21 protein-coding genes and 1 riboswitch are annotated in these 25,506 nt (G+C 55.6%); of the genes, 11 read left to right on the top strand and 10 right to left on the bottom strand.

What is annotated here, in order from left to right; genetic code table 11:
• Positions 1–17: 17 nt before the first annotated feature.
• The 3 genes from ACR0NN_RS09985 to ACR0NN_RS09995 form a co-directional block, all read right to left on the bottom strand.
• A complete protein-coding gene (locus ACR0NN_RS09985) occupies positions 18–680 on the bottom strand; it encodes a hypothetical protein (protein ID WP_170725394.1) in 663 nt (220 codons plus the stop codon).
• 728 nt (positions 681–1,408) lie between these two features.
• Positions 1,409–2,530: a phosphatase PAP2 family protein gene (locus tag ACR0NN_RS09990; protein WP_480684570.1), complete on the bottom strand. Its 1,122-nt coding sequence runs from the start codon at positions 2,528–2,530 to the stop codon at positions 1,409–1,411.
• 39 nt (positions 2,531–2,569) lie between these two features.
• Entirely contained in the window at positions 2,570–4,237 is a 1,668-nt protein-coding gene (locus tag ACR0NN_RS09995; protein WP_480684571.1) for an adenylate/guanylate cyclase domain-containing protein, read from the bottom strand.
• Here ACR0NN_RS09995 and ACR0NN_RS10000 point away from each other — a divergent pair.
• The 3 genes from ACR0NN_RS10000 (at position 4,220) to amaB (ending at position 9,062) form a co-directional block, all read left to right on the top strand.
• On the top strand, positions 4,220–5,926 hold the full coding sequence (locus ACR0NN_RS10000; protein ID WP_480684573.1) for a S8 family serine peptidase: 1,707 nt from the start codon (positions 4,220–4,222) through the stop codon (positions 5,924–5,926). The genes ACR0NN_RS09995 and ACR0NN_RS10000 overlap by 18 nt on opposite strands.
• 514 nt (positions 5,927–6,440) lie before the next feature.
• Positions 6,441–7,547, top strand: a complete 1,107-nt coding sequence (locus ACR0NN_RS10005; RefSeq protein WP_170725390.1) for a saccharopine dehydrogenase NADP-binding domain-containing protein — start codon at positions 6,441–6,443, stop codon at positions 7,545–7,547.
• Positions 7,548–7,550: 3 nt separating this feature from the next.
• Complete coding sequence (gene amaB, locus ACR0NN_RS10010; protein ID WP_480684575.1) at positions 7,551–9,062, top strand: L-piperidine-6-carboxylate dehydrogenase; 1,512 nt, start codon at positions 7,551–7,553, stop codon at positions 9,060–9,062.
• A gap of 39 nt (positions 9,063–9,101) precedes the next feature.
• Here the strand turns inward: amaB and ACR0NN_RS10015 are convergent, their stop codons facing one another.
• Positions 9,102–10,679 (bottom strand): DUF5928 domain-containing protein, encoded by a 1,578-nt coding sequence (locus ACR0NN_RS10015; protein ID WP_480684577.1) that lies wholly within the window; start codon positions 10,677–10,679, stop codon positions 9,102–9,104.
• Positions 10,680–10,819: 140 nt separating this feature from the next.
• Between ACR0NN_RS10015 and ACR0NN_RS10020 the strand changes: the two genes are divergently transcribed.
• Entirely contained in the window at positions 10,820–11,638 is an 819-nt protein-coding gene (locus tag ACR0NN_RS10020; RefSeq protein WP_170725388.1) for a sulfotransferase family protein, read from the top strand.
• A 95-nt stretch (positions 11,639–11,733) separates the two neighbouring features.
• Here ACR0NN_RS10020 and ilvD read toward each other — a convergent pair whose 3' ends face one another.
• Positions 11,734–13,566: a dihydroxy-acid dehydratase gene (ilvD, locus tag ACR0NN_RS10025; RefSeq protein WP_170725387.1), complete on the bottom strand. Its 1,833-nt coding sequence runs from the start codon at positions 13,564–13,566 to the stop codon at positions 11,734–11,736.
• A gap of 104 nt (positions 13,567–13,670) precedes the next feature.
• On the opposite strand from ilvD, the gene ACR0NN_RS10030 reads away from it, so the two are divergent.
• On the top strand, positions 13,671–14,219 hold the full coding sequence (locus tag ACR0NN_RS10030) for an XRE family transcriptional regulator (protein ID WP_170725386.1): 549 nt from the start codon (positions 13,671–13,673) through the stop codon (positions 14,217–14,219).
• A gap of 2 nt (positions 14,220–14,221) precedes the next feature.
• The gene (locus ACR0NN_RS10035) at positions 14,222–14,491 is read left to right on the top strand and encodes a CBU_0592 family membrane protein (RefSeq protein ID WP_170725385.1); all 270 of its coding nucleotides are present in this window, start codon (positions 14,222–14,224) and stop codon (positions 14,489–14,491) included.
• Positions 14,492–14,506: 15 nt separating this feature from the next.
• Here ACR0NN_RS10035 and ACR0NN_RS10040 read toward each other — a convergent pair whose 3' ends face one another.
• Positions 14,507–15,184 carry an energy-coupling factor ABC transporter permease gene (locus ACR0NN_RS10040; RefSeq protein WP_170725384.1) on the bottom strand — a complete coding sequence of 226 codons (678 nt, stop codon included), beginning with the start codon at positions 15,182–15,184 and terminating at the stop codon, positions 14,507–14,509.
• Positions 15,185–15,238: 54 nt separating this feature from the next.
• Positions 15,239–15,450, bottom strand: a riboswitch (cobalamin riboswitch).
• Positions 15,451–15,591: 141 nt separating this feature from the next.
• Here ACR0NN_RS10040 and sseA point away from each other — a divergent pair.
• Positions 15,592–16,446, top strand: coding sequence for a 3-mercaptopyruvate sulfurtransferase (sseA, locus tag ACR0NN_RS10045; protein WP_170725383.1), 855 nt, complete (start codon positions 15,592–15,594; stop codon positions 16,444–16,446).
• Positions 16,446–17,630, top strand: coding sequence for an amino acid aminotransferase (locus ACR0NN_RS10050; RefSeq protein ID WP_170725382.1), 1,185 nt, complete (start codon positions 16,446–16,448; stop codon positions 17,628–17,630). The genes sseA and ACR0NN_RS10050 overlap by 1 nt, the downstream gene beginning before the upstream one ends.
• A gap of 68 nt (positions 17,631–17,698) precedes the next feature.
• On the opposite strand, the gene ACR0NN_RS10055 is transcribed toward ACR0NN_RS10050, so the two are convergent.
• Positions 17,699–19,021, bottom strand: coding sequence for an ammonium transporter (locus ACR0NN_RS10055; protein ID WP_170725381.1), 1,323 nt, complete (start codon positions 19,019–19,021; stop codon positions 17,699–17,701).
• A gap of 34 nt (positions 19,022–19,055) precedes the next feature.
• Entirely contained in the window at positions 19,056–19,394 is a 339-nt protein-coding gene (locus ACR0NN_RS10060; RefSeq protein ID WP_039541190.1) for a P-II family nitrogen regulator, read from the bottom strand.
• A 256-nt stretch (positions 19,395–19,650) separates the two neighbouring features.
• Here ACR0NN_RS10060 and ACR0NN_RS10065 point away from each other — a divergent pair, with 256 nt between their 5' ends.
• Entirely contained in the window at positions 19,651–21,837 is a 2,187-nt protein-coding gene (locus tag ACR0NN_RS10065; RefSeq protein WP_170725380.1) for a PBP1A family penicillin-binding protein, read from the top strand.
• Between the two features lie 53 nt (positions 21,838–21,890).
• Here the strand turns inward: ACR0NN_RS10065 and leuB are convergent, their stop codons facing one another.
• Positions 21,891–22,994, bottom strand: coding sequence for a 3-isopropylmalate dehydrogenase (gene leuB / locus ACR0NN_RS10070; RefSeq protein ID WP_170725379.1), 1,104 nt, complete (start codon positions 22,992–22,994; stop codon positions 21,891–21,893).
• A gap of 94 nt (positions 22,995–23,088) precedes the next feature.
• On the opposite strand from leuB, the gene ACR0NN_RS10075 reads away from it, so the two are divergent.
• Entirely contained in the window at positions 23,089–23,613 is a 525-nt protein-coding gene (locus ACR0NN_RS10075; RefSeq protein WP_170725397.1) for a redoxin domain-containing protein, read from the top strand.
• 6 nt (positions 23,614–23,619) lie between these two features.
• On the opposite strand, the gene ACR0NN_RS10080 is transcribed toward ACR0NN_RS10075, so the two are convergent.
• Complete coding sequence (locus tag ACR0NN_RS10080; protein ID WP_170725378.1) at positions 23,620–24,513, bottom strand: LysR family transcriptional regulator; 894 nt, start codon at positions 24,511–24,513, stop codon at positions 23,620–23,622.
• A gap of 83 nt (positions 24,514–24,596) precedes the next feature.
• Between ACR0NN_RS10080 and ACR0NN_RS10085 the strand changes: the two genes are divergently transcribed.
• On the top strand, positions 24,597–25,502 hold the full coding sequence (locus ACR0NN_RS10085) for a Rossmann-fold NAD(P)-binding domain-containing protein (RefSeq protein ID WP_170725377.1): 906 nt from the start codon (positions 24,597–24,599) through the stop codon (positions 25,500–25,502).
• Positions 25,503–25,506: the final 4 nt, after the last annotated feature.

Genomic DNA, 25,506 nt, shown 5'->3' on the forward strand with positions numbered 1-25,506 from the left:
GGCTCATAACCTGAAAGTCAGAGGCTCAAATCCTCTCCCGAAACCAAGTTTAGGTTCAGAAAACAAAAGCTTACACGCCGCCTCTGGGCGGCTTTGTTCGTTCCGGGACACACCCAACGCAACAATCCCGCCAACTCCCCAATCAACTCAATCGCATACGTCCCATCTTCCGGAATCAATCGAATCCCCGACAATAGGCCGCGAATGATGGATGTCACTTCAGCTTGCGATGATGGATCGCGCAATGCCGTCGTCAAATTGGCGACCCGTTCTCGGTAGAGGTCGGACAAACCGGGGTGCAGCAAAACCGGTGGTTCATCAGAGGCGGACGCGGTCAAGGATGCGAGTTCGGCCTTGCGCGCTTCTAACGCTGTCAGCTTATCCTTCATGCTGGCGTGAAACATGCCATCGCTGATGGCGTCGATGAGATGTGCGATCTTACGCTCGACCTGCGCCAGATCACGTGTCGCCTTACTCCACTCCTGTTGAATGGACCCGGCAAGGCGGTTGTGTTCCTCTTGATAGGCTTTGGTGAATTCCGCGATCAGATCAGGGTGCAGCAACTGTTCCTTGAGGCCGGAGAGAACACGATCCTCCAATTCCGCGTGTTTGATCGCCAACCGGTTGTTGCAGGTGCCTTCGGGCAGATTGCCCTTGGGATTGGTATTCGAACACGTCAAAGCAGTGGTCCTTCTGAAGGAACCTCACGAGGCAATGATAGTGTTGCTTGGCAGGGGAGCGCACTCAACACGGCAAAACACTGACCGCAAAAGGGGTCAGGATCATTGCCATCGAGTGCTCTCATGACGAAGAGCCGCCCTGTTTTCTCCCAATGATTGCGGCCCAGCCTCTAAGGCTGGTGGGTTACAAGTGGCGTCAGTTTATCTACGTTGGGCTTTGATGAAAAATCCACATCCGTGCGCTAACACTCTCGTAACACATTCAAAAACAGCCTGACGAATTACGCTGTGCAACCGGTTCAATCCCAACCTGGTTTTATTACGCACTGCAGCGTAACTGTGATCGGGTCAACTGCCACGCCATCTTCCACCGCGAACATGAAGACCTTTGTGAAACCATTCCGGATTTTTGGCTGAACGGCTTTCGCCGTATCGTTATTTTTTTGGTCTAGGTGCAAGGACGTTATTTTCACCGCACTTCAAGAGCCCAGAAAGCGAGCCTTTTTCGCACCTAGTATCGAACACGCTGAGAAATCTATTTCTCATGTGAAACATGAGCTAAGCTGGATGATGCATGGAGACTTATTTTTTGAGCAAAGCACCGCGCATTATTTCGACATAGTGTACACAGAATGTTTGGCCGAGCGACGGGATTGTCGTCTCGCCGGCTTTGCGAAAAATGACTGGATTAAAAACCCGGTTATACGTGGATTTTTCAATAAGCGTCCTTAGTGGCCCCACTCATCGCGAATCGCGCCATCCAATAAAGTCTTGAAGTCGGTTGTTTTATGCAAATGCCAAAAACCGAATGCGGCCAGACGCTTTCCAGCCTCGCTGTCCGTAGGGTAATGAACACCTAAGACCTCTCGGTTTCGCGCGATGCGGCGTGCAACGTCAAGGATTGGGTTACGTACGACTTCCACATGGGGTGCCCCAGATTTGTGCAAATGGGCCCGACTCATTCTTTGAACAAAGGGAATACAGGAAAGGACGAGTGCGGCCATGTACGCCTCTGTTGCATGCGCACTGGGAAATGCCGCGTGTCCTGGGTTCGGTATCGGCGGCATTAAGGCCGGAGCCAGTTGTGCGGGACGGGGTCTTTCGTATCTTTCCTTGTAATGCATGGCTAGGAATTGTGCGACTCTCATGGCCCCGGCCAGGGCTAGCGTTGTTTTTGGATGCGTCGTCCTGCTGAACGGAACAACGCCGCGAAAGAAAATTCCGATGCCCTGCCGTTGCGCAAGCGCCTCGCTTAGCGCGCCGCCACGATATTCAATCAAGGATACTAGCTCGGTCAGTTCGTCGTCCAACGACACGGGCGTGTGTCCGCTGTAGTCAATGTCATCCAGGTCCGTCCAATTTTCAAACTCGTATTTCTCGTCATCAAATGTAGTACTTTTCGTCAGATTGTCCCAGGCTATGTCGGGATCTGGCCAGTTCAGCCAGCTCTTCTTTTCATGATCAACTTCGCCAGAAACATTGGTTCGTTCAGCAGCAAATTTGGTGACAATTACATCGGCGTATTTGTCTGTTGACCAATGGCTCTGATCGTAGCGTCGGCCAGTGACGAAATTATAAATCTTATGTAACGGGACATAACTCATTTCGCTTGTCGCAGGGTCTTTCTGCCAGGCCTCCGGGTTAACAGCAGGCCATAGGTTTCCGTTCCACCACTCCTGATGTTTCACAAACCCGCTCTCGGCAGGTTCGAGATGGGGGGAAACTCCGATTGGCCGCATGCCGTTTCCAGCGGCCGGTCCCGATCCTCCGCTCAGCGCGTCAAGTGCATCAAGTGCATCAAGTGCATCAAGTGCGTCCAGGGCGTCAAGTCCATCAGCGGTGCCGGGCATAGTCATCTCCTTAAATTGGTCGTTTCAGATTAAAGTAGTTTATCGATTTGGAATTCCCGCAAGGCGATAGTGTTCCAGCAACTTTTCGGAACGCCAAGCTTCCTTAAACGGCAACGGCCCCTTTTGGTATTGTTCGAGTGAAAACTTGGGTTCTTTTTGAAGCAACATCGCAGCGCTAAGCTTAGCGCCTTCGAAGTCGCCAACCGCCACTTTCGAAATAGTAATAATTTTCAAAGTGTTAGTATAATTTGGGTTCTCCGCCATGCTACGTTGCGCCCAAGAAATGGCACTCTCGAAATTTCCGTCTGCATAATGGGCCAGCGCTAAAAAGGAGAAAAACTGAAAGAGTTGCTCATCAAAGGGGGACAATCGTATTGCCTTTTCCGCTGCAGCAATTGCTTCCGTTGTCCTGCCGAGGAAGCTCAATGTAACACTGCGCAAGGAATGTGCTATTGCATTGTTTGGTCCCGCAGAGACTGCCCGGTCCAGGTAGTTTATTGCGGTGTCGTAGTCGCGAATGGTATAGGCAAGAACGTGGCCATAGCTGGCAAGTGCGAGTGCATTTCGACGGTTCAAGCGGATTGCTTTTTGTGCTGCTTCTAGAGCCATCTTACTCTCGCACATTGGATCGGTTGACCAGCCTTGACCTGCGTTGATAGTGTGCCAGCGCGCCAACCAAGCGTAGGGATTTGCAAAGTCGGGGTCTGCTGTGATGGCCGCGTCGAGTTGTAGCTTAGCTTCTTCGAAGCGGGCTCTGTCGAAACTGGAGACCTTGTCCAGTGCGCGTAGCATGTGTTCGTATGCCGTGTAGTTTCCCGGTGGCTTGCGAAGAGCGCGCTCAAGCGTGGCACGTTTCACCTCGGGCGCAACGAGAGCCACGATCTTTTCGATGTATTTGTCTTGAACCAAAAACAATTCGTCGATCTTGAAGACTGACCTGTCAGTCGAGATGATTTCGCCCGTCAGGGCATCCAACAGTTTGGTCTCCGCTCGCATTGCCACGCGAGATTTCTGGATCGCTCCGCTCACAATGAAGTCGACACCGAGATTTTCGCCGATCTCGCGCGGATCGATATGTTTGTGTTCACCTAATGCTCTGACCGAGGACTGCGCGATCACGTTCAGTTCCTGAACACCGCCAAGGGAAACGATGATGTCATCAACGACGCCGTTCGAAAAGTAGGCCTCTTCTTCCTTCGATTCGAACGGCAGGATCGCGATCGACGGTAGGCGCCCAACTCGCGGTATGTGCGCGAAACTTCTACCATCAAGCAGCACGTGAAAGGCATGCACGTCTTTGGAAATGTTGTGCAATTTAAGAGGCCCCGTCGCGTGCAGCTTGTGGTTGACGTTTTCGGTCAACGCGTCACGCAACTGTTTGGTGATAATGACCCCGCCAGCCTTTGACCGCTGCTCAAGCCGTGCAGTGGTGTTCACGCAGTCGCCCGCTAGATCACCATCGGATTCACGTATTACTTCGCCAAATCCAAGCGCGATGCGCATTGTCATGCTCTGCCCTCGGGTGCGCGCCTTCTTTTGCAGGTCAACCGCCCAAGCCAATGCCTGATCTGGCGATTGGAACGCGGCAAGAACACCGTCACCCAGGGATTTGATAAAATCGCCACCGTTTTGAAGAATGGAAGGTACGATCAAATCATTCTTTAGACCGATCCAGCGATTGAAAGTCGCTTGCTCATCCGCGCTCATCTGCGCGGAGAATCCAACAACGTCAAGGAACGCTACGGCGCATCGTACATAATTGATGGCAGGAGCTGGAGCCTCAAAAAGTTGAACTTGTTTTCCCGCAGCCACGCAATACCCCATATCCCAACTACTCAACAGTCGCGAAAAATAGATCAAATTAGTGTATACTGTTTTGGCATAGCACATTTCGTACAGCATTTCAGCATTTCAGAAGGGACGATCATGGAAAGGGCAGCGTTTTCGCTTTTGCATGTCGACGCACCGGCATTGGTTAAGAAATTCGTTAAGGATCTAGAAGTAGACATACCAACTCTATTTTCGGGCGATAATTCCCTTTTTGAATACTTGACTGAAGATGCGCTTGTTCGACTGAGAAACAGAATTGGGACGCAGGACGAAATTCGGGCCTTGGTCAGAGATGAGGCTACATTGATCCAATTCGTCGATGTTGCCGTTCGCCGTAACCCTTACCGCTTCTTCAACTACGCCAGTGACAAAGGCTATATGCTCGACGAAGCCGAACCACCCGGAGTAATGCTGCCCTTCCGCCGAGATCCCAAGGAGATCGGAATATCGACAGCGTCCCCCGCTGTGAACTTCCGGATCGGATTTGCAGAGAACGAGGCACCGGCACAACAACACAGGGCACCTGGCCTTCATGGCAGCGCGACGTTTATGCGCCGTGCCGATGCACTGCGCTTAATGGAGTGCGAGGGTCCACCCAAGCTCCGAAAGAAAAAGCTGCATGTATTCGTTGTTGATCAAGGAATGAGTCGAGAGTATGTGGAGGCGCTCGGCGGGCCGGGCACCTATGGCGGCATGATTTGGTGGGACCTGAGCAATTGGCCTTTTCCAGGCCCTCCACGCTTTCCCCCTAAGCCTGGGCAAGGTGAATTACCCAGAGAGCAGCGGCACCGCTACCGCACTTTGCCACACTGGCATGCCCACATGACGGTGCGCAACGTACTGTCGATTGCCGGCCACAACAGAGGGCTCAGCGCAGGTGAGCAACCCATTGTTTTCTATGATATCCCTGTTATTCCTGACCGCGTTGGGGCGGTGCTAGACACTGCAACCGACATAGCTTTCCAGCAACTCTCTGTACTGATCGCTTCGCCCAAAATTCCGCCTGATGAACCACGCATCATAGTAAACGCTTGGGGTGTCAAGGACCGGTTGCGTGAGCAACCACAAGGAAAACTAACAGAAGACAGCGACCACGGGTTGAACTCTATCATCAACTATTTGGCATCCGACAAGAAAATCCCGGTCGTCTTCGCTGCAGGCAATACCGGTAGCTTCTCGCCAGACCCCGAGGCCGGACCTTACGATCGTGGGCCTGGACGTAGTATATGGCATCCCAATCAATTGGAATTCGTGCTGAGCACTGCAGCTTGTGACTGCACGGGCAAATGGATTGGATCCTCTTCGCAGGGCTCTCCTGGCCCAGGCCTTCTCAATAGGAACCCCAAGCTAAGCACCCCCAGCTTTTTTCGCGAAGATTTAGACGACCATGTCGCCAACACCGGAAGTTCTGCAAGTTGTGGAATGCTGGCTGGCTTAATAGCGAAGATGTTGCGTATGGATCTGGGCCCTGTGGTTCAACAGGAATTGTTTAGTTCGGCAAAGCAGATCGGGCACACAGACCATAGTGAACGACTAGGCTATGGTGTGGCCGTCGACACTTCATAAGGACAATTCGATTTGCTGTTCTTTCCAGATGTCATGGCTCCCGCTAGGCTGTTAAGTCGAACTCGAGGACACGGTGTTTTCGCAGGAGGCAACGTAATTAGGAGAAGAAGAATGCTGTGAAAATGAAACCTAAGGCCTCAATTTTTGCATTTTCACTCTGTCCGACAACGGTGGCTGCGTCCTCCCGCAACCAGCGTCAGAAAATCTCAGAACAGCCCGTGCGATCGAAAAACAGCCCATTGGACAGTTGAATTGTAAGCGCTACATCGCGCCTCCTAGATACCACCTCATCAGCCAAAACCTAGAAGTCTATGATGCCTCCAAAAGATATAGGCATCATGAAATCGTCACTGTGGTTCCAAGAATTGAGAAACAGCTTTCTATCGGCATGTTGCGTCGTTTTGTCGATCATCCCGTAATAATGTCAAAAATATCAGTCGTATCGTCAAGATAGCCCCTGCGAACCGAACAGACCGCGCGCCATACTTAAGAAAATCGAGTAAGGAGGCACGTTTTGAGCTGGAATATTTGCGTAGTCGGTGCAGGTAAGATCGGTCAGATGATCGCAACGATGCTGAAAACATCGGCACATTACTCAGTAACAGTGGCTGATCACGATCTATCGGCGCTCGCTGTGTTCAAACAACGAGGCATCGCGACTCGACAAATTGATGCGCGTGATAATGCCAATTTAGAACAGGGGCTTAGAGGGTTCGATGCGGTGATCTCTGCCGCTCCATTCTTTCTAACACCAGCGATTGCAAGCGCGGCCAAGGTTGTAGGGGCGCATTACTTTGATCTCACAGAAGATGTGGCTGCGACCAACGCAGTGCGTGAGCTCTCGCAAAACAGCAACACAGCTTTCATGCCGCAATGTGGCCTGGCGCCCGGGTTTGTCGGGATTGCAGGTGCTGCGCTGGCAGCCGAATTCGATGAGATAGACAGCTTGCATATGCGGGTCGGAGCGCTACCGCTCTATCCGACGAATGCGCTGAAATACAATCTGACTTGGTCCACGGACGGGTTGATCAATGAATACTGCAATCCCTGTGATGCGATTGTGAACAGCGAAAGAACTAAAACTGCACCGCTCGAAGACTATGAACTGATCGGCCATGATGGGGTGGAATACGAGTGTTTCAATACCTCGGGTGGGCTTGGTACGTTGCCCGAAACGCTTGAGGGTAAGGCGCGGGCCGTGTCATATCGCTCGATCCGGTATCCGGGGCATCGCGACATACTGCGTCTATTGCTGAATGATCTGGGGCTGGAGCGCCGCCGCGATCTACTGAAAGAGATCTTCGAGACCGCCCTGCCACGCACCGATCAGGATGTGGTTCTGGTCTATTGTACCGCCAAGGGGATGGTCGGTGGAACGCTGCGCGAGAAATCCCTGATCAACAAATCCTTCGCCCGCACCATCGATGGGCAGGTCTGGAGCGCAATTCAGATCACCACCGCAGCTGGTGTGCTGGGTGTGGTTGATCTGATGCGCACGGGTGTTCTGCCGTCACGTGGTTTTGTCCGGCAAGAGCAGGTGAAACTTGACGATTTCCTGAACACCGAATTCGGCCGGCTCTATCGCGCCGGCGATGTAACCGAACAAAATAAGGCGGCCTGAAATATGAAAGACGTTGTGATGACTGCTGACACGATTCTTGCGAAATTGGACCTGACGACCGCGGAACTGACAGGTGGGTCGCTGCGCGTGACTTCGCCGATTGATGGGAGCGCTCTGGCCGAGGTGCATGAGACCCCGATGGCCGAGATGGAGGCGATATTTGCCCGTTCGAAAGCGGCGTTCGAGGCATGGCGCGTTGTGCCTGCGCCGCGCCGGGGTGAGTTGATCCGACTGCTGGGTGAAGAACTGCGTGCCGCCAAAGAAGACCTTGGCGCGCTTGTCAGTTGGGAAGCGGGCAAGATTACGTCCGAAGGTCTGGGCGAAGTGCAGGAGATGATTGATATCTGTGACTTTGCCGTGGGCCTGTCGCGGCAGCTATATGGCCTGACGATAGCATCCGAACGCCCCGGCCACCGAATGATGGAAACATGGCACCCGGCGGGGCCCGTGGGTGTGATCTCGGCTTTCAATTTCCCTGTGGCGGTGTGGTCGTGGAACGCGGCGCTGGCGCTGGTCTGCGGTGATCCGGTGATTTGGAAGCCGTCCGAAAAAACACCGCTTACTGCGATGGCCTGCCAGAAGATATTCGAGCGAGCACTCGCCAAATTCGGGGATGCACCCGAAGGTTTGTTGCATACCCTGATCGGAGGTGCCGCATTGGGTGAGGCACTGGTTGCAAGCGAGGATGTGCCGGTGATCTCCGCCACCGGGTCCACTCGGATGGGACGCGCGGTCGCGCCGGTTGTGGCGCAGCGCTTCGGCAAGTGCATTCTGGAGCTTGGGGGCAATAACGCAATGATCGTCGGTCCTTCGGCGGATCTGGAAATGGCTGTGCGTGCAATCGTGTTCTCGGCGGTTGGAACGGCCGGGCAGCGCTGTACCACCCTGCGCCGTTTGATCGTGCATAACTCGATCCGAGAGGAACTGGTGGCACGGCTCAAGAAAGCCTATGCAGGCCTGCCGATCGGTGACCCGCTGTCTGAGGGGACGTTGATTGGACCGCTGGTGGATGAAGCTTCGGGTGCCGCCATGACCGCAGCGCTGGAGGCCGCAAAGGCCGAGGGCGGCACCGTGTTCGGCGGCAACCGCGTGACCGCAGATGTACCCGCTGGTGTCTATATGGAACCGGCTATCGTCGAAATGCCGGGCCAGACTGCGACGGTAAAAACCGAAACTTTTGCACCGATCCTATATGTCATGGGGTATGACGATTTTGCTGAGGCGGTTGAGATCCAGAACGACGTACCGCAAGGCCTGTCATCCTGTGTCTTTACATTGAACATGCGCGAGGCCGAGCAATTCCTGACTGCAGCAGGCTCGGACTGCGGGATTGCCAATGTGAACATTGGTCCCTCAGGCGCCGAGATCGGTGGGGCATTCGGCGGTGAAAAGGAAACTGGCGGCGGACGTGAAAGTGGTTCGGACGCGTGGAAATCCTATATGCGGCGTCAAACCAATACGGTGAACTATTCGGCTGAGCTACCGCTGGCGCAAGGCGTCAAGTTCGATATCTAAGGTACCAGACCCGGCGGTGCCGATACGCACCGCCGGGTCCTAGTCGGCAAACAAGTAATCCAGATTCAGTATCGCCCTGGCTTGATCGGCACCGATTCCCAAGAACTCAGAAATAACCGTTTCGTTCTCTGAAACCTCTGCGGTTTCGCGTAGATGAAACAGACCATCATTCTGAGTGTTTCGGATCAATTCGGATTCGTAAGCCAGCGCGTTGCGTAGGGTGGGCAACAAGCGTGCAAGCGAGGCGTCCGAGCTGTTCTGCCCAGCCAAGCCAACCCGATGCGCATGGCCGGTCAGATAATCGTCAGAATATGTGCACTCGATCTCCAGAACATGTGTGCGGGCCTGATCAGCGCAGAAATCCTGAATGACGTCCAGATTTGACGGATCAACGCACAGCACCAGTTTGTCGCTTTGAAAATGATCAAACAGCATCCGAACAACCGCTCTCCGGTGACGAGATCGCTTTGTCAGAGTCGTTTGAATCCCACCCAAATCGGGCAAAGCCGTATCCGCTTCATCAAATAGGTATTCTATGCAAGGCAAGTTGGTCTCGGACGCGATCTGATCGACCAAACGCTTGGCTACATGCCATTTCTTGCACACGATCAGAAATAGCTCGCGATCTGGTCCCAAAGTATTTCCGGCTTCCCAAAACCGTTGTGTAAAACGTCGCCCGACACGTCCGCGTGTGGTCAGAAAGTGATAGAGATTGCGCCCTTCGTCCGAAATGTGAAACGTGATCCCTTCACTTGCGTAGAGCTGACCCAATCGATCCTTCAGCTCATGCGCTTCGGGGCTGATCTTACGAGCGAACAGGTAACGCTGGCCCAACAGCATATCATAGTGATCATTGTAGAAGGTAACCGGCATGCCGTAGTCGGAAAACATCAGGAATGTCAGCGTACGGTTCTCAATCTCTTGCTTTGGGATCAGATGGCGGACAAGGGTTTGAAAGAACGTCTCGTCCGGAATCCACGTGGTGGAGAAGAAGCGGACCACATCGCGCCTTTGACGCAGGAACTCAAGGATCATCTCGACCGTGCGGCGACGCAAGCACCACCATTGGCTGCCGATCATAACCTGTAGGTCCGCCGGAATCTCGCGGGTCAGGCCAAATCGCTTTTGCATCTCATAAGCGGAATAGAACAGGCGTGGCTGATTGCGTTCGTTGAAGAAGTGGCGATAAACCAGCCGGTCTTCTTTCATACCGGTCTTGATCCAGTTGCTCTCGAAGAAATCATGGCTCTCGATGAAATCCATATCGTTCTCATCGAGAAATTTGTGCACGTATTCGGCGGTTTTGATTGCCATGCAATCGCCGGACAGCATGTAAAAATGCGTGACCCTTGGAAACTGATCCACCGCTGCTTGCAGCGCGTGAAGCGTGGCCTGAACCAGAGACCATTCACCCCATCCGCATTTGATCCGTTTCTTCGCAAATGCAACGTTTGGGTTGTCTTTTAGGGAATCGCGTATGCGCGCGTAGTCGGCGTCACTTGCGCGCGCATCGAAGTGTATTGCCATGCAATCACCGGCAGCCGTCAGCTGGCCGGCCTGAGCGATGATCGCGTCAGGGTCTTTGTGACATAGCAAGATATAGGCAATCGTTGCCATTTGTGTTTCGGAATTCCCGGTTTTTGCTGTTCGCAATCGTGATACTTAGGATGAGCGATTGAATAAACAGAATAATTTTGGTTCTTTGAGCCAATATTACCCGAGTATCGTACTGATATCCGGCCAAGGAGGCGCAGCAGATGGGTTTTCCCGGTACATGGATGACCGAAAGTCAAAGCATGGTCTATCGTGTCGTGCCAAAATGCGCCTGTTCGACGATTGGCCAGATCATGTATTTTTCCGATCATGGCAGGTTCTTTGATGGCGATATCCACGATGCCCAGGACGGGATGCACAAATGGGCCTTCGGCTCCAGCCAGGACCCGATAGCCAGAAACGTGAGGTCACACGAATCTTACACATTCACCTGCGTGCGTAATCCGTACACGCGCATCCTCAGTTCCTTCTTTGACAAAATCTGTGGCATCCAGCGCAACGGCAAACGCTATCGCGGCAATCTAGTGCCGACGCTGATCTACAACTACGGGATCGAAGTCGGAGGCGAGGACGGTAAGGGTGAGTTTGATCAGATCGCCAGCTTCCGCCGGTTCCTGCTATTTGCCCGGGATACGATCCGTTGGCGGCGTCCGATGGACCCTGATATTCACTGGTCGGCCATGTCGGGCCATGTCTCGACCCTGATTTCCAATGGCGGCAGGTACGATCGGATTTTCTGGACTGAGAAATTCAATGACGGCATGCAGGGGGTGCTGGAGCATCTGGAAACGGCGCATCCTGTAAATCTTGCCGAAATCCCGCGCTTTAATGAATCCGAAGGCCATGGCCCCAAACGGGCGCATCCGGTCGAGGATTATTTCGACGATCTGTCGATGCATCTGGTTTATGAAATCTACAAACAGGATTTCGAACTGTTCAAATACGATTTCGAAAATCCCGCGAACAAGATGCCGACGGGTGAGATCGATTTAGACGAGATTCACGCAAAACTCGGTGACTGACGCCAACGCAGAGGCTCCCGCCCCAAAATCCGCGAAGGGTATCGGCGTAGCCGAAGCCATGAAGCGGGTGCGGGAGTTCTCCGCGCCCGCTGGAATTACACCTGGCGGACCGCACCTTTTGCAGCACTGGTTGTCAGCTTTGCATAGGCTTTGAGTGCAGTTGACACTTTGCGCTTGCGCGGTGCAGCTGGCTGCCAGCCTTTTTCATCCTGCTCTTCACGTCGCGCTGCCAGTTCCTCGTCAGAGACAGCCAGATGGATGGTCCGATTGGGGATGTCGATTTCGATCGTGTCACCAGTATTCACCAATCCGATCTCACCGCCTTCGGCCGCTTCAGGCGAGACGTGACCGATCGACAGACCCGATGTGCCGCCCGAGAACCGTCCGTCGGTTAGCAGGGCGCAGGCTTTACCCAGACCTTTGGATTTCAGGTAAGACGTCGGGTATAGCATTTCTTGCATACCCGGGCCTCCGCGAGGTCCCTCATAACGGATCACCACCACATCGCCTTCTTTCACTTTGCCCGTCAGGATGTCATTCACCGCCTGATCCTGGCTTTCGCAAACATAGGCCGAGCCGGTGAATTTCAGGATATTCTCATCAACCCCGGCAGTTTTCACGATACAGCCATCGCGCGCGATGTTGCCAAACAGAACAGCTAGACCGCCATCTTGGCTAAATGCGTGCTCTTTCGAGCGGATCACGCCGCCTTCGCGGTCTGTGTCCAGCTCTTTGTAGCGGTTCGACTGGCTGAATGCTTGCGTCGTCCGGACACCACCGGGGGCGGCTTTGAACAGATCCTGCGCCTGCGGGTTGTTGGCGACCTTGATGTCCCAATTAGCAATCGCTTCGCCCATCGTGGCCGAATGCACGGTCGAGCAGTGGTTATGCAACAGGCCCGCGCGGCTGAGTTCACCGAGGATTGAGAAGATGCCGCCAGCGCGGTGCACGTCTTCCATATGCACATTTTCAGTGTTCGGCGCGACCTTGCAGAGGCAGGGCACCTGTCGGCTCAGGCGGTCCATGTCGGACATGGTGAAATGCACTTCACCTTCGTGCGCGATGGCCAGCAAGTGAAGCACCGTATTGGTCGATCCACCCATTGCGATATCCAGGCTCATGGCATTCTCGAACGCGTCGAACGTGGCGATTTCACGCGGCAGGAAGCCTTTCTCGTCCAGATCATAGTGGCGCTTGGTGATCTCGACGATGCGGCGACCGGCTTCCAGGAACAGCTCTTTGCGGTCGGCATGTGTGGCCAGGGTCGAGCCATTACCCGGCAGCGCCAGACCCAGTGCTTCGGCAAGACAGTTCATCGAGTTCGCAGTGAACATGCCCGAGCATGACCCACAGGTCGGGCAGGCGTTTTCTTCGATGTGCTGAACTTGCTCATCGGTGAAGCGGTCATCCGCTGCAGCAACCATCGCATCCACAAGGTCAATCTTCTTGGCGTCCAGATCGGCGATGTCGATCTTGCCCGCTTCCATCGGTCCGCCCGAGACAAAGATCGCAGGGATGTTCAGACGCATGGCGGCCATAAGCATACCCGGCGTGATCTTGTCGCAATTCGAGATACAGACCATCGCATCAGCACAATGCGCATTGACCATGTATTCGACCGAATCCGCAATGACCTCGCGCGAGGGCAGGGAATACAGCATCCCATCATGGCCCATCGCGATGCCGTCATCCACGGCGATCGTGTTGAACTCTTTGGCAACACCACCCGCTTTCTCGACCTCGCGCGCGACCATCTGGCCAAGGTCCTTCAGGTGGACGTGACCGGGCACAAATTGGGTAAATGAATTCACGATGGCGATGATCGGTTTGCCAAAATCATCATCACCCATTCCGGTGGCGCGCCACAGGCCACGGGCACCGGCCATGTTACGGCCATGGGTGGATGTTCTGGATCGGTACAATGGCATGATGCTGTTTCCCTATTGCCCAAGCTGAGATATTGGGTGTGTACGTTATAGCGCACGTAGCATATGTACGTTATAACGCACAAGACAAATCGCAAGGCACGGCTATGGAATCGGACGAAGTAACGCTGAAATTAAGGGATGTGCGCGCGGCTTCGGGGTTAAGCCTGTCGAAAGTCGCCGAAATGACCGGGGTCAGCAAAGCGATGCTAGGTCAGATCGAGCGCGGAGAATCAAGCCCGACGATTGCGACGCTCTGGAAGATTGCCAAGGGGTTTCAAATGCCGCTCAGCGCGTTGATCGGCACTGCTGCGGGGCGTGACCCGTCTGCCGAGGTGTTTCAGACGGTGACATTTCCCGGCAGTATCTCGGTCAAGATTGTGTTTCCGTTTGATCCGGCTCTTGGGGCAGAGACCTTTCACGTCACCCTGAAACCGGATCAAAGCCATAGCTCTCCGGCCCATGCTCCTGGTGTCACCGAAGAGGTCTTTGTTTTGAACGGCCCCCTTGAAGTCCAGCGGGATGGAGAGTGGGTGACGTTGCAAAATGGACAGGGCTTGCGCTTTGCCGCTGATCTGCCGCATGGCTACCGCGCGGGCCCCGAGGGGGCTGTGTTTCTGAACATGCACCACTATGGGCAACAGGCGGCGGGTTAATCATGACAACATTTCTGAACTCATTGACCATAGCTGATGCAATTGGCTCGTTTGGAGCCTTAATGGTCGTTGCAGCCTATTTTGCGACCCAGATGCGTCTAACGAACTCGGAAGATCTGGCTTTTCCTGTGGTGAACCTGATCGGATCGGTTCTGATCGTGTTTTCGCTGATGCATAACTTCAATCTGGCATCCATGCTGATCGAAGGGTTTTGGATCATCATCAGTGTGATTGGCATCATTCAGCATTTCAGGTTGCGCCGCACAGGATAACGCGGCGCAGGATGTTTAAGCCGCGCTGTGAAGGCGCGGGGTAAACAGGCCGAGCTTGTCCAAACCTTTCATGGACTTGGCTGCCGCAAGCACGGCGAGATCAGCCAGAGGTTCGATCAAGACAACCAGCATGTATGCGCCGCCAAAGCTGACAACGGCGGTCATGTTTTCAGCACCGAATCCTTGACCGTAGAACGCCCAGAATGCCACCCAAAGGACAACGCCACCCTGATAGGCGGTCGAAAGCGCCAGAGCCTGTGAATATTTGAGGTCAACATAAGCTGTATTCGGCGCAATGATGCGGCTTGCCAATGCCTGCAAGGCAAACAACGGCACCAGCAATGTCGTCATGTTCATTCCGAACTGAGGCAGATCGAATGGTGCAAGGAAGAAACCTTGAACAAACAGGCCCAGGATCAGCCCGATCGCGGCCGGAGCGGCCCCGAACAAAAGAAACAGCGTCGAGCCCAGAATAAAGTGAACTTCTGACACTCCAACAGGGAAATGAGGCAGAACTTCGAAGAAAGCAAACACAAGGCCGGTTGTCAGGGCGGACCGCGCGGCTAGGCTTGCGATACCGCTGTTCTTAACGCTCTCCCATGCCAGCTTTAGACTATAGACCCCTGCGCCAGCTGCGGTTGCGTAGCTCAGGACAAGTTTGGCGCCGTGTACGACGCCCGGTTCGATATGCATAGTTTGTTCTCCTTACCGTCACACCCGACGGCAGAAACGTGTTGAAATTGGGCAAGGCCCGGTTTGTGCATGGCAGGTCTCCTGACTCGCGGATTAGGATCGATCCCGGCCTTCCCAACCGATCCTGTCGGTCAGTGGCCTTGATGGGGCGATACTCCGCTTACAGTTGCGGGGGCAGTTCCGGAATTGGCAGTGAATGTCGCACCGGATTCCCTTTTCATCCCGCCGGGAACAACCCTTTGGGAACCATACCGCGCAGATTTCTACCGCAGAATGCTCGGTGTCAAGCACGCCGTGCGTTTGATCGCAAAAAATCGTTGCCTGCCAGCACTCTGACCTGCGGCGTGACTTGAACGTAGCGCCAAGCCCCTATAGGGACAAACCAAGCTCGCTTAGGGGAGGTATTGATGCAGGACGATCCTAAAACCCTCGTTTCCACCGAATGGTTGGTCGCACATCTCAAGGATCCCGATCTTCGGATACTGGATGGGTCGTGGTACCTGCCGCAGCAAAAGCGCGATGCCAAGGCCGAGTATGACGCAGGCCATATCCCAGGTGCGCGGTTCTTTGACATCGACGAGATTTCTGACCACCGGTCAGAGCTGCCGCACATGGCACCTCCGGTCGAGAAATTCATGTCTCGTCTGCGCGCAATGGGCGTCGGAGATGGCCATCAGGTTGTTGTTTACGATGGTGCCGGTCTGATGTCGGCCGCGCGGGTGTGGTGGCTATTCCGGCTTATGGGACAGGAAAATATTGCCGTGCTGGACGGCGGTCTGCCAAAATGGCAAGCCGAAGGTCATGAGATCGAGGACTTGCCCCCGGTGATCCGCGACCGCCACATGACCGTGCGTGTACAGAATCGTCTTGTTCGGAACGTCACGCAGGTCTCGTCTGCTGCGAAATTGGCGGATCACGAGATCATTGATGCGCGCTCGGCCGCGCGCTTTGCCGGGACCGAGGCTGAACCGCGCGAGGGTTTACGCTCGGGCCATATTCCCGGTTCGCGCAACGTGCCATTTGGTCTGCTGATGAACAAGAATGGCACCATGAAATCGCCCGAGGAATGCCGCGCGATATTTGAAAACGCCGGCGTCGATCTGTCGAAGCCTGCAATCACATCTTGTGGGTCTGGCGTGACCGCTGCGATCCTCAGCCTTGCGTTGGAACGCATGGGCAAGAAAGACCACGCGCTTTATGACGGCTCATGGGCGGAATGGGGTGCATTCCCGACCCTTCCTGTCGCAACCGGAGAGAACTGATGTTCGAGAACCTCAAACCGCAGCCAGCAGACAAGATTCTGGCGCTGATGCAGATGTATCGCGACGACCCGCGTGATCAGAAGATCGATCTGGGCGTTGGTGTCTACAAGAATGTCGAGGGCATCACCCCGGTCATGCGTGCCGTAAAAGCGGCTGAAAAGCGCATTTTGGAAGAGCAGGAAACCAAGGCCTATACCGGCTTAGCGGGCGATCCGGCCTATGCTGATGCGATGATCGGTCTGATCTTGGGTGCATCGGTGCCGCGCGCCAATATCGCCGCTGTGGCAACTCCGGGGGGCACTGGCGCCTGCCGCCAAGCGTTTGAGATGATCCGCATGGCCAACCCCTCGGCACGCGTATTTGTGTCGAACCCGACATGGCCGAACCATTTGTCGATCCTGAATTATCTGGGGATCGAAACCGTCCAATACCGGTATTTCGACAGCGAAACCCGAGGTGTCGACTTCGACGGCATGATCGAAGACCTGAAATCTGCCAAGGCAGGCGATGTGGTTCTGCTACACGGCTGCTGCCACAACCCGACTGGCGCCAACCTGAACATGGTGCAATGGCAAGAGGTTGTGAACCTGATCAACGAGCGTGGCCTCGTGGCGATGATCGATATCGCTTATCAGGGCTTTGGCGATGGTCTGGAAGAAGATGCGCAAGCGACTCGTCTGGTGGCCTCATCCGTCAAGTGCTGCCTGATCGCGGCATCTTGTTCCAAAAACTTTGGCGTTTATCGCGAGCGTACCGGCCTGCTAATGGCGATCAGCGATGATCCGGCGCAAACTGCGCTGAACCAATCCACGCTGGCTTTCCTGAATCGTCAGAACTACTCCTTCCCGCCCGATCACGGCGCGCGAGTCGTGACGACAATCCTCAATGATGAGGCTCTGCGTGCCGATTGGGCCACCGAACTTGAAGAGGTTAGGCTGTCTATGCTGGGCTTGCGTCAGCAACTGGCAGATGAATTGCAACGCCTCAGCGGGTCGGACCGGTTTGGCTTTGTCGCTCAGCACCGTGGTATGTTCTCACGCTTGGGCGCGGCGCCCGAACTGGTTGAAAAGCTGCGGGCAGATCACGGTATCTATATGGTTGGCGACAGCCGCCTGAATATCGCTGGGTTGAATGCGACCACCGTGCCAATTCTGGCGCAGGCGATAATTGATGTCGGCGTCTGAACAGCGTCCTTAAAAAAGGAAAACCCGGGCACGACGCCCGGGTTTTTTGTTTGAATATCGGTGGCTGGTTAGCCTTTGGAGAACTCTGGATAAGCTTCCATGCCCAGCTCTGCCATGTCGAGACCGTTGATCTCATCTTCTTCGCTGACGCGGATGCCGATGGTGGCCTTCAGGATTGACCACAGGACCAGCGCGGCGACAAAGGTGAACACGCCGTATGCGATGATACCGGTCAACTGAGTGATCAAGCTGGCCTCACCGTAGAAGATCACGGCGATGGTGCCCCAGATACCGGCGAACAGGTGAACCGGGATCGCACCGACAACATCGTCGATCTTGAACTTGTCCAGCATCGGAACCGCGAAGACCACGATGATACCACCCACAGCACCGATCCACAGAGCGCCGAACAGGGTCGGGGCCAGCGGTTCAGCTGTGATCGAAACCAGACCGGCCAGCGCGCCGTTCAGTACCATGGTCAGGTCGGGCTTCTTGTACATCAGCTGCGTCATGATCAGGGCTGCAACGGCACCGGATGCAGCGGCCATGTTGGTGTTGGCGAAGATGCGCGATACGTCCGACACATCTCCGACGGTGCCCATCGCCAGTTGCGAGCCGCCGTTGAAGCCGAACCAGCCCAGCCACAGGATAAAGGTCCCCAAGGTGGCCAAGGCCAGGTTCGAACCGGGCATCGGGTGCACTTTGCCGTCCTTGTACTTGCCAATACGCGGCCCAAGGATGATGGCACCTGCCAGCGCTGCCCAGCCACCGACCGAGTGTACAATGGTCGAACCCGCGAAGTCCGAGAAGCCAGCCTCGGACAGCCAGCCGCCGCCCCACTGCCATGAGCCCGAGATCGGGTACATAATACCGGTCAGAACAACCACGAAGGCTAGGAACGGCCACAGTTTGATCCGTTCAGCCACTGCACCGGACACGATCGATGCGGTTGCCGCGACAAAAACCAGCTGGAAGAAGAAGTCCGAGCCGACCGAGGCATAGTCCAGCGCAGCTGCATCCGCGCCAACACCTACCGGATCAAGAACGGTCGTCGAGAAGAAGGGGCCCAGCCAACCCGAAATGGTCCAGCCATCACCTGGATACATCAGGTTGAAGCCGATCAGCCAGTACATGATCGCTGCGATCGAAAACAATGCGATGTTCTTGATCATCTGCATGGCAACGTTCTTGGACCGCACCAGCCCGCCTTCGAGCATGGCAAAGCCTGCTGCCATGAAGAACACCAGGAAGCCACCCATCAGGAATAGCAGCGTGGTGAAGATATATTGAGTGTGAAGCGCAGGCTCGCCGCTGGCGGCCTCTTGCGCAAAGCCCATCTGCGGCAACGCGACGATCGCGGCGGCAGGGATGAGAGATTTCATCAGGTTCATTGTCAATCCTCGAATGATGTTGGGTGGGGGCGCCTTACAGCGCCTCTTCGTTGGTTTCCCCGGTCCGCACGCGCAGGGCCTGCTCGACATCGAGGACGAAAATCTTGCCGTCACCGATCTTGCCGGTTTTGGCGGTGGTGGTGATGGTCTCAACGATCTGGTCGGCCATGGTGGCGGGCACCACGATCTCAAGCTTGATCTTGGGCACGAAATTCACGGCGTATTCGGCACCGCGATAAATCTCGGTGTGGCCCGATTGTGAGCCAAAGCCCTTGATCTCGGTCACCATCATGCCGCGCACGCCTGCATTGGTCAGTGCCTCACGCACCTCCTCAAGCTTGAACGGTTTGATTGTCGCAATGATCAGTTTCACGTCTTTCCCCTCTACTACTCCGGCAGTCTGGTATTTTGCACCTGCAGAAAAATGCGCGACCGGGTTTCAGATGGAACATTTTCCGAGGGTAAAAACGGGCAGAAAATCAGCAATTATGCACATTTTTTGCACAAACCGTGCAACATGATTAATAATTGGGCAAACTTGTAAGGGGAAATACCGGAATTTCACACCTCTACATGGTCGATCTGGCGGGGTATGGTGCCTCAAAAGCATAATCGGGCAGAGTTTGAGCATGGCTGAGTCCAACCGCCGCAAACCGCGACTGGTCGCGGACAAAAGGTACCCGTCCAAAGGTCGAAAACCTGCGGCGACCAAGCGGTCTGCGAAACCCGCGGGCAAGAAATCGACGGCCCGAAAACCCGCTGTACGCAAAACAGCACGCAAGAAAACACGCCGCAGTTCCGGTGGAAAAGGGGGCGGTATCTTCCGCCGCATGTTCCGCTGGCTCTGGAGCCTGTTCTGGGGCATCACATGGCGGGTCGGCGCGGTTGCCGGGCTTCTCTTGGCGCTGGCGGTGGGAGTCGTCTACACCTCACTGCCGGATGTGGATGCCTTGCTGGATGGGCGGGCCAAGGGTTCGGTGACCTTGCTGGATCGAGATGGCAAGGTCTTTGCCTGGCGCGGGGATCAGTTTGGTGGCGTGATCACGGCAGATACGGTTTCTCCGCATCTGAAGAACGCCGTGATTGCGACCGAGGATAAACGATTCTATCGCCATTTCGGCGTCAGCCCGCGCGGCGTGGCGAGTGCGGTGCGCATCAACTTGAGCGAAGGGCGCGGGCCATTGTCGGGCCATGGCGGTTCGACCATCACGCAGCAGACGGCCAAGCTGCTGTGTTTGGGCGTGCCTTATGATCCCAGTGCATGGGAATCCGAGGCCGCGTATGAGGCGGATTGCCGACAGGGTTCGCTTTGGCGCAAAGCGAAAGAGGCAGTTTACGCAATCGCGATGGAGGTCAAATACTCCAAGGATGAGATTCTGACGATCTATCTGAACCGCGCCTTCCTCGGCGCAGGAGCGCGTGGTTTCGAAGCCGCCAGCCAGCGCTATTTCGGTATTTCGGCTGCCGAAGTGTCTCCGGCTGAGGCCGCAATGTTGGCGGGGCTTCTGGTGGCACCTTCTCGCTATGCGCCCACGAACAACCTGCAACGCTCACAGGATCGCGCGCGGTTGGTGGTTGGGCTTATGGAGGCTCAGGGCTATCTGAGCAGCGCCCAAGCGAGTGAGGCGCGTAGCCGTCCGGCGCAATTGTCCGAAGCTGCGGCTGCGCGCGCAGGGGGGTATTTTGCCGATTGGGTCATGGCCAGCGGTCCCGAGTTTTTTACCCGCAATACAACCGAAGACGTGGTGATCCGGACCACGTTGGATCAGCGCATCCAGACATCGGCGGAAGAGGCGCTGAAGTTCATTTTCCAGGAAAAAGTGCGCGAAGGCTCCAAAGCACAGGCCGCCATTGTCGTTATGTCCGCAGACGGTGCTGTCCGAGGTATGGTCGGCGGACGCAAGACCCGCGTGTCTGGTGCGTTCAACCGGGCCACACAGGCTCTGCGACAGACCGGTTCGTCGTTCAAACCGTTTGTCTATGCGACCGCGTTAGAACTTGGGTATTCGCCGCTCGACACGGTGATGGACGAGCCGACCTGCTGGAACATCGCGGGATCAGGTCAGTGGTGTCCGAAGAACTACACCAATAAGTTCTATGGCCGCGTGACGCTGGCGGACGCTCTGAAAAACTCTTTGAACATTCCTGCGGTCAAAGTGGCGGATATTTCGGGCCTGGATAACGTCCGCACGGTTGCTAGTGGTTTTGGCCTGTCCAGCGATCTAGCAGAAGGCCTCGCGCTGGCGCTGGGCGCATCGGAAAGCACACTGATCGAGATGACGGGGGCCTATGCAGGCATCCTGAACGGCGGCTCGGCAGTTGAGCCTTATGGCCTGACCGAATTGAAGCTGCTGGGTGAGACCGAGCCTGTCATGGTCACAACAACCGGTATTGGTGAGCGTGTGATAAACGACAAGGCCGCCAAGCAACTGACTTGGATGATGGAGCGCGTGGTTTCAGAAGGCACAGGCGGTCGTGCGAAACTGCCGGGCTGGCAGGTGGCCGGCAAGACCGGCACAACTCAGGCCGCGCGGGATGCTTGGTTCATTGGTTTCACGGCGGATTATGTGGCAGGTGTCTGGATGGGCTATGACGACAATACGCCGTTGTCAGGTGTCACTGGTGGAGGCCTGCCGGCAGAGATCTGGAAAGAAACTATGGTGCGTGTGACCGAAGGTATGACGCCCACGCCACTGCCGATGCTGGCGCCGGATCCACCTGTCAGAACCGCTCAGCCACAACAACCACGTCGCCAGAAAGAAACCGGGCTGGATCGGGCAATCAACAATCTGTTGAAAAATATCTTTGGCAACTAACAAAAAAAGGCGGCGCGCTGGGCACCGCCTTTGGAAACTGATGGATTGTGTAATCAGACGCTTTCGTCCAGCGCCGCCAGAATTGCATCACCCATTTCACTGGTCGAAACCGGCTGAACACCTTCTTCGGCCAGCAGGTCAGCCGTGCGAACACCATCGGCCAGAACCTTTTCGATCGCCGCTTCCAGACGATCTGCTTCGGCGCCCTGATCAAAGCTGTAACGCAGCGCCATGGCGAAGCTGAGGATACAGGCAATCGGGTTGGCTTTGCCCTGACCCGTGATATCGGGGGCAGACCCGTGGACCGGTTCGTACATCGCCTTGGGGCGGCCATTGGCCATAGGGGCACCCAGTGAGGCCGACGGCAGCATGCCCAGCGACCCGGTCAGCATCGCGGCACAATCGGACAGGACATCGCCAAACAGGTTGTCTGTGACGATCACGTCAAACTGCTTGGGTGCGCGCACCAGCTGCATCGCACCGTTGTCTGCATACATATGTGTCAGCTCGACCTCGGGGTATTCCTGGCCCACGCGGGTCACGACTTCGCGCCACAGGATGCCCGATTCCATTACATTGGCTTTTTCCATCGAGCACAGTTTCTTGTTCCGGCGCATCGCCAGCTCAAAAGCGGAACGCGCGGCGCGTTCGATCTCGGATTCGGTGTAACGTTGGGTGTTAATGCCCACACGCTCGTTACCTTCCCCAAAAATGCCGCGCGGCTCACCGAAATAAACGCCCGAGGTCAGCTCGCGCACGATCATGATGTCGAGGCCCGCCACCACGTCTTTCTTCAGCGACGAGAAATCGGCCAGCGCGTCAAAGCACTGAGCGGGACGCAGGTTGGAATATAGGTCCATTTCCTTGCGCAGACGCAGCAGACCGCGTTCGGGCTTCAGGCTGAAATCCAGATCGTCATATTTGGGGCCGCCAACAGCCCCCAGCAGCACGGCGTCGACGTCTTGCGCCTTGGCCATGGTTTCGTCCGACAGGGGCTTGCCGTGCGCATCATAGGCAGCGCCGCCGACCAGATCCTCGCTCACGTCAAAGTGAAGGTCGCGATTGGTGCCGAACCAATCGATGATTCTGCGCACTTCGGCCATAACTTCGGGGCCAATACCGTCTCCGGGCAGGATGAGGAGCGAGGGGTTGGACATCGACAGTCTCCTTGCGTTTTGTCGCACACGCCCTAGCGTTTGCAGCGCATCGGGTCAATGAGACGAACCCGTCAAATCATGAGGAAAACACAGGCTGACACCCGGAAATCCGGCCCCATCGCTGAAAATCGAAACTGTAGGCCATGGCACCTTTGATCTGGAACGTCACACAGGCGAAAACGGAACGCTGGTGATTCAGTATCGCGGCCTGCACTGTCCAATCTGCATTCGCCAGATGGGTGAGGTCGAAGCGGCACTGGATGATTTCGCCGAATTGGGGATCGAGGTGATCATGATCACCACGGATACCGGCGAACGTGCGGCGGAAACGGTTGAAAAAGCCGGGGTGTCGAAGCTACGCGTAGGGTACGGCCTACCTATGGCTGATGCGCGCGACGTCTGGGGGCTGAATATCTCGGTGGCTCGCGAAGGCAGTGCCGAGCCTGCGTTATTCGCCGAGCCGGGGCATTTTTATATCAAACCCGATCAGACGTTGTATTACGTCTGGCAGCAAACGACGCCGTTTGCCCGGCCACCCATTTCGGATATCGTTGGTGGTTTGAAATTCACCCTGGCCAACAATTATCCGGCGCGCGGAACCTATACCGGCGCGTTGTAGTCGGAATTACAATCGGGCCTTCAACCCTTCAGCCAGCAAATCCCAGACCCTGCGAATACGTGGGGTCTGTCGCATCGCCTGAGGCGCGGCCAACCAGACGGGCAGCACCGGAATCTCGACATCAATGTCCAACACCTCGACCTGTGGATCAGCCTGCACAATGCTGAGCTGACTGAACCCCACGCCACAACCTGCGCGGATCAATTCCCAGTAAGCCGTCTGGTTATCGCACCGCGTGGCAAAGCTGTCCCGGCTGGCAGGCCAGCCCTTGTTACGCATCGCGGTAATAATGTCTTCGTTAGTGTCAAATCCCACAAGATCATGCTGCATCAGCTCTGTCGGCGTATTTGGCCGTCCGGCGCGGTCTAAATAGGATCGGGCGGCGCAGAAACACAGCGGAACCTCTCCGATATGTTTGGCAACAATATCGACCTGTTCAGGGCGGTACATTCGTACGGCGATGTCAGCTTCGCGAAACAACAGGTTTTCACTGGCGTCTGAGGCGACCAGATCAAGCTGAATGGCCGGTTCCGCCTGCCGGATTGAGGCGATGATCGGTGGCAGCAGATGGTGCGAGACAAAGACCGAGGCGGTGATCCTGACCGAGCCTTCCAACTGTTGCGCCTGCCCGGCCGCCGTCAGCCCAAGCGCATTGACAGCGCCGTGCATCTGCTGCGCCATCGGCAACACTTGCTGCCCCACATCGCTGAGCGTCAGACCGCGTGCGTGGCGATCAAACAGGGATACGCCGAGCTCCTGTTCCAGCGCATGCACCTGTCGCCCCAGCGTTGGCTGGCTGCGCCCCAGTTGCTTTGCGGCTGCGGACAAGGAACCCGTTTCCGCAACAGCGAGAAAGCTTTGGATCAAGGACCAGTCGGAAAGTCGAAGAGGATTAGCCATTCAAAAACGAATACATAATCTGCAGTTTTTGGCAATTTCCAAAAGCAAGTGAATGACTAGGTTGGTGATGAATGGAGGGACAGATGCCACAGACAGCACTTATTCTCGGGGCTAACGGCCGATTTGGTCGCAATGCTGCCCAAGCCTTTTCCAGCGCTGGTTGGGTCGTGCGCCGGTTTGATCGCCGTAACGAGCATTTACAGACGGCGGCGCGAGGAGCAGATGTTATTGTAAATGCCTGGAACCCACCGTATCCCGATTGGGCAAAACAGGTGCCAGGACTGCATCGTCAGGTGATCGAAGTCGCCTCAGAATATGACCTCACGGTGATTGTACCAGGGAATGTTTATGTATTTGGCGCGGACACGCCCGGCCCATGGTCGACCGATACGCCGCATCTAGCACAGAACCCTCTGGGGCGCATTCGGGTCGAAATGGAAGAGGCGTATCGCGCCTCATCCGTACGAACCATTGTTCTGCGAGCGGGTGATTTCATTGACACCGAGGCTTCGGGAAACTGGTTCGATCAGATATTGATCAAGCACTTGCAGCGCGGTCGCTTTGTGTACCCCGGGAATCCTGATATTCCGCATGCTTGGGCCTATCTGCCCGACCTGACACGCGCTGCCGTTGCACTGGCTGAAATGCGCGATGAACTGCCACGCTTCTGTGACATTCCCTTTGCCGGGTACACTCTGACCGGCAATGAAATGGTGCAAGCATTGTCGCAGTTAGTTGGACAGGAGGTGGTGCTCAGACAGATGGCGTGGTGGCCTTTGAATCTGGCCCGACCATTCTGGCGCTTGGCACCTCACTTGATCGAGATGAAGTATCTGTGGAATACGCCGCACCGGCTGGATGGGCAATTCTTTGATCAGCTCTTACCAGAATTTGCGCAGACCGACCTGATTGAGGCGCTGAAAACGGCGATCCCTGATCGCTCTGCTGATGCGCACCAAGAACAACAAGGGGCGGCTTTGCAGTCATGAATGC

The sequence above is a fragment of the Ruegeria sp. BA2 genome, from assembly GCF_056539605.1.

Coding starts and splice junctions, on each gene's coding strand:
- ACR0NN_RS10035 (WP_170725385.1), top strand. CDS start 14,222: ATGACAACATTTCTGAACTCATTGACCATAGCTGATGCAATTGGCTCG.
- ACR0NN_RS10085 (WP_170725377.1), top strand. CDS start 24,597: ATGCCACAGACAGCACTTATTCTCGGGGCTAACGGCCGATTTGGTCGC.
- ACR0NN_RS10015 (WP_480684577.1), bottom strand. CDS start 10,679: ATGGCAACGATTGCCTATATCTTGCTATGTCACAAAGACCCTGACGCG.
- ACR0NN_RS09995 (WP_480684571.1), bottom strand. CDS start 4,237: ATGAGCGCGGATGAGCAAGCGACTTTCAATCGCTGGATCGGTCTAAAG.
- ACR0NN_RS10080 (WP_170725378.1), bottom strand. CDS start 24,513: ATGGCTAATCCTCTTCGACTTTCCGACTGGTCCTTGATCCAAAGCTTT.
- ACR0NN_RS10050 (WP_170725382.1), top strand. CDS start 16,446: ATGTTCGAGAACCTCAAACCGCAGCCAGCAGACAAGATTCTGGCGCTG.
- ACR0NN_RS10020 (WP_170725388.1), top strand. CDS start 10,820: ATGGGTTTTCCCGGTACATGGATGACCGAAAGTCAAAGCATGGTCTAT.
- ACR0NN_RS10055 (WP_170725381.1), bottom strand. CDS start 19,021: ATGAACCTGATGAAATCTCTCATCCCTGCCGCCGCGATCGTCGCGTTG.
- sseA (WP_170725383.1), top strand. CDS start 15,592: ATGCAGGACGATCCTAAAACCCTCGTTTCCACCGAATGGTTGGTCGCA.
- ACR0NN_RS10030 (WP_170725386.1), top strand. CDS start 13,671: ATGGAATCGGACGAAGTAACGCTGAAATTAAGGGATGTGCGCGCGGCT.
- ACR0NN_RS10040 (WP_170725384.1), bottom strand. CDS start 15,184: ATGCATATCGAACCGGGCGTCGTACACGGCGCCAAACTTGTCCTGAGC.
- ilvD (WP_170725387.1), bottom strand. CDS start 13,566: ATGCCATTGTACCGATCCAGAACATCCACCCATGGCCGTAACATGGCC.
- ACR0NN_RS09990 (WP_480684570.1), bottom strand. CDS start 2,530: ATGCCCGGCACCGCTGATGGACTTGACGCCCTGGACGCACTTGATGCA.
- ACR0NN_RS10065 (WP_170725380.1), top strand. CDS start 19,651: ATGGCTGAGTCCAACCGCCGCAAACCGCGACTGGTCGCGGACAAAAGG.
- amaB (WP_480684575.1), top strand. CDS start 7,551: ATGAAAGACGTTGTGATGACTGCTGACACGATTCTTGCGAAATTGGAC.
- leuB (WP_170725379.1), bottom strand. CDS start 22,994: ATGTCCAACCCCTCGCTCCTCATCCTGCCCGGAGACGGTATTGGCCCC.